Below are 3,201 nucleotides of genomic sequence, written 5' to 3'. Positions count from 1 at the left end.
CGGTGCCCGCGTCGCCGGCCGCCGGCTGCACCCAGACGTCGCGGTACGGGCCCTCGGCCGCGATCCGGGCGTTGGCGACGCAGTTCAACGCCACCCCGCCGGCCATGGCCAGCGTGCCGGTGCCGCCGGAGGCGTCGTACAGCCACCGGGCCAGGTCGAGAACGACCTCCTCCAGCCGCCGCTGGACGCTCGCGGCCAGGTCGGCGTGCGCCTCGCCGGGCTCGGTGCCGGTGGCGACCGCCTTGGCCATGCTCGCCCAGTCGACCGGCTCGACCCGGAAGCCGCCGTCGTCGGTGGCCCGGACCAGCTCGCGCAGCGCGTCCAGGTGCTTCGGCGTGCCGTAGGAGGCCAGCGCCATCACCTTGTACTCGTCGCTGGAGTGCAGGAAGCCGAGGTGCCGGGTGAGGTCCTCGTAGAGCAGGCCGAGCGAGTGGGGCAGTTGCTGGGAGCGCAGCGGCGTCAGCCGGCCGTCCCGGTAGACGCCGGCCAGGTGGCTGGCGGACTCGCCCCGGCCGTCGAGCACGAGCACCGCGGTGTCGTCCCCGGCCGGCGGCGCGGCCAACCCGGCGGACGCGGCGTGCGCCACGTGGTGCGGCACGAAGCGCACCCTGTCGGGGTCGAGGCCGGGCAGCGCGGCGGCGAGGAACTGCGGGGCCCGGCGCGCGTAGTCGACCCGCAGCCAGTCCCAGGGGTCGGCGAGACCCAGGTCGGCGGCGTCGCCGCACAGCCCGGGGTCGAACGAGTACGCGACCGCGTCCAGGCTGTCCACATCGACGTCCGCGCTGGCCAGGCACCAGGCGGCGGACAGTTCGGGCAGCTCCCAGGCGGAGAACGGCACGGGTCGCTTGCCGTGCTTGCGACGGCTGAACCGCTCCTCCTCGGCGGCGGCCACCACCCGGCCGTCGACGACGAGGGCGGCGGCCGGGTCGTGGAAGATCGCATTGATGCCGAGGACACGCATGGGAGCACCCCTACCCCGGCGATCCGCCCCTAACCTGAAGGTCATCGACTTCTCTGCAACGTCGTATCTCCGCTGTGGAGATCAACGAATGCGCTGGTCGCGGCCGTGGCGGCCGTTCCCGCTGGAAAAGGGGCCGGTGGAATCCTGTTTCGGGGCGCCGGCGGGACGGGCATCGGTCGGCGGCCCGTTCCGCCGGGTCGGTCAGGCCGGCAGCATCCCCGGGCCGAACACCTCGTAGGCGATCCGGTCGGCCGGCACGCCGCGCCGCAGCAGCTCGGCGCGGACCGCGTTCATGAACGGGATCGGCCCGCACAGGTGCGCCGAGACCCCGGCGGCGACCGGGATCCGTGCCGGCTCGATCAGCCCGGGGGACACCGCCGCCTTCAGTCCGGGCAGGTCCGCGCCGACGGCGTCCTCGTACCAGAGGTGGATCGCGAGGTTCGGCAGCCGCTCCTGGAGCGCGGGCAGTTCGTGGCGCAACGCGTGCGCGGCGGGGGTCCGGTCGGCGTGCGCCAACGTCACCTCTCGGGAGGGGTCGCGGTCGGCCAGCCGGGCCAGCGCCGCCATCGCCGGGGTGAGCCCGATGCCGGCGCTGACCAGCAGCAGCGGTCCGCCGTCCCCGGTGGCGTCGACCTCGCCGAAGGCCGGGCTCAGTCGGAGCGTGTCGCCGACGGCCACCCGCTCGTGCAGGTGCCCGGAGACCAGCCCGTCGGGCGTGCCGGCCACGCCCCGTACCCGCTTCACGGTGATCCGCCACCGGTCGGCGCCGGGCCGGCCGGAGAGGCTGTACTGGCGGATCTGCCGGCCCCGGCCGCCGTCCAGGTCGACCGCCACGGATACGTAGCTGCCGGGGGTGAAGTCGGATGCGACGCCGCCGTCGGCCGGCGCGAGGGTGAACGACACGACGTCGGTGGTCTCCCGGGCCCGCCCGGTCACCCGCCAGTCCCGCCAGACCGGGCCGCCCTCGGGTACGCCGGCCCCGGCGTAGAGCCGCGCCTCCCGGGCGATCAGCTCGCACGCCAGCAGCCAGTAGACCTCGTCCCAGGCGGCGGCGACCGACGGGGTCACGGCGTCACCGAGCACCTCGCCGACCGCGGCGAGCAGGTGCCGACCGACGATCGGGTACTGGGTGGCGGTGATCCCGAGGGAGGCGTGCTTGTGCGCGATCCGGTCGAGCACCGGCCCCCAGGGCGCGCCGTCGTCGCCGGTCAGGTGCCCGGCGTACGCGGCCACGGCGGCGGCGAGGGCGGCCTTCTGCTGCCCGTTCGCCTGGTTGCCCCGGTTGAACAGGTCGAGCAGCTCCGGGTGGGCGTCGAACATCCGCTGGTAGAACCGGCCGGTGATCGCTTCGCCGTGTGCCCGCACGGCGGGCAGGGTCGCGGTCACCACGGCGGCGGAGGATTCCGAGAGCACGACTGAGTCTCCTTCTGGCGGGGAACGGGTCGGTCACCACGAAACAGGAATTCAGCATTCCTGTTTTAGGGTCGAAGGTCCCGCGGGCGGCGTGGCGCCGGTCACCCCGGCAGCGCGGGCGATCTGCCCGTGTCGCGGACGGCGTCGACTGACTAGGGTCGGGGCGTGAGGCTCAACCGGTCGACCGACATGGCGCTGCGGATCGCCATGCTGACCGCCGCGTCCCCGGTCCGCGCCACGGTGGACGAACTCGCCACCCGGCTCGCGCTGCCCCGCAGCCACGTCGCCAAGGTGGTGCAACGGTTGCAGCGACTCGGCGTCCTGGTGACCATCCGGGGGCGCTCCGGCGGGGTGGCCTTCGCCGAGCACGCCGGCGAGCTGACCGTGGGCCAGGTGGTGCGGGCCTTCGAGGGCGACGACGAGGTGGTCAACTGCCACGAGCCGGCCTGCCCGCTGGTCGCCGGCTGTCGACTGCGCGGCGAGCTGCGCCGTGCCCAGGCCGCGTTCCTCGCCGTCCTCGACGGAGTACGCCTCGGCGACCTGGTCGACGGCACGACCGGTCCGCTCCTGCTCAGCCTCGGCGCCGCGCCGGCGGGGCGCTGATGGCCGTCTCCCACCCGATCTTCGCCCGGATCTTCGCCCGGGCCAGCGTCGCCATGGACGAGGCCGGCGTCGCCGCGCACCGGCGGCGCCTGGTCGCCGGGTTGCGCGGTCGGGTGGTCGAGGTCGGCGCCGGCAACGGACGCAACCTGCCGCACTACCCGCCGGCGGTGACCCAGGTCCTCGCCGTCGAACCGGAGCCGCGCCTGCGCGCGCTGGCCCGCGTC

4 protein-coding genes are annotated in these 3,201 nt (G+C 74.9%); 2 read left to right on the top strand and 2 right to left on the bottom strand.

Features of this window, described 5'->3' with window-relative positions; all coding sequences use genetic code 11:
• Together HUW36_RS29130 and HUW36_RS29125 are read right to left on the bottom strand one after the other, a co-directional pair.
• Positions 1 to 961: carbamoyltransferase N-terminal domain-containing protein (locus HUW36_RS29130; protein WP_281357569.1), on the bottom strand; the 961-nt coding region annotated here is incomplete at its 3' end.
• A 201-nt stretch (positions 962 to 1,162) separates the two neighbouring features.
• Complete coding sequence (locus HUW36_RS29125) at positions 1,163 to 2,374, bottom strand: globin domain-containing protein (protein WP_246248378.1); 1,212 nt, start codon at positions 2,372 to 2,374, stop codon at positions 1,163 to 1,165.
• Positions 2,375 to 2,539: 165 nt separating this feature from the next.
• Between HUW36_RS29125 and HUW36_RS29120 the strand changes: the two genes are divergently transcribed.
• Together HUW36_RS29120 and HUW36_RS29115 are read left to right on the top strand one after the other, a co-directional pair.
• A complete protein-coding gene (locus HUW36_RS29120) occupies positions 2,540 to 2,977 on the top strand; it encodes an RrF2 family transcriptional regulator (protein ID WP_174531050.1) in 438 nt (145 codons plus the stop codon).
• Positions 2,977 to 3,201: class I SAM-dependent methyltransferase (locus HUW36_RS29115; RefSeq protein ID WP_484502609.1), on the top strand; the 225-nt coding region annotated here is incomplete at its 3' end. The genes HUW36_RS29120 and HUW36_RS29115, both read left to right, overlap by 1 nt.

It is taken from the genome of Micromonospora maritima (assembly GCF_902825405.1).
GTDB classification, from domain to species: Bacteria; Actinomycetota; Actinomycetes; order Mycobacteriales; family Micromonosporaceae; genus Micromonospora; species Micromonospora maritima.
The sequence above is the reverse complement of the archived record's forward strand: the minus strand, read 5'-3'. Positions and strand labels throughout refer to the sequence as shown.